Genomic DNA, 318 nt, shown 5'->3' with positions numbered 1-318 from the left:
ATCTTTTTTAGTGACAAAAATTTCACCTACTTCATTAAATTTAGTAGCTGAAACTTGGTTATTTTCTACATCACTAATAAATGTAGTGTAATCAATTGCATTACTTGATGAACTTCCGCTAAAACTTTGATAAGCGGTCATCATCACCACTGCAACAACAATCCAAAGGACTAGATTTTTCACCATATCGTTCAAGGTTTGAACTCCATATTTTAGTAGTTAATAATTTGTTACAAGATACTATAAATCCATGGGGATTTAAAGTTATCACATTGATTGTTCATTATTTATTAAATGAAAAAGTGCGGTGACTTTTTT

The 318-nt window shown here is 29.6% G+C and carries 1 protein-coding gene; it reads right to left on the bottom strand.

All coding sequences use genetic code 11. The features are described 5' to 3' along the window. On the bottom strand, positions 1-186 hold a 186-nt coding region (locus tag EII42_RS12655), incomplete at its 3' end, for an ATP-dependent metallopeptidase FtsH/Yme1/Tma family protein (protein WP_233558424.1). Positions 187-318: the final 132 nt, after the last annotated feature.

Origin of the sequence: Tessaracoccus sp. OH4464_COT-324 (genome assembly GCF_003932855.1) — a bacterium.
Taxonomy (GTDB): Bacteria; Actinomycetota; Actinomycetes; order Propionibacteriales; family Propionibacteriaceae; genus Arachnia.
Note: the sequence above shows the minus strand (reverse complement) of the source record. Positions and strands in the feature narration are given on the sequence as shown.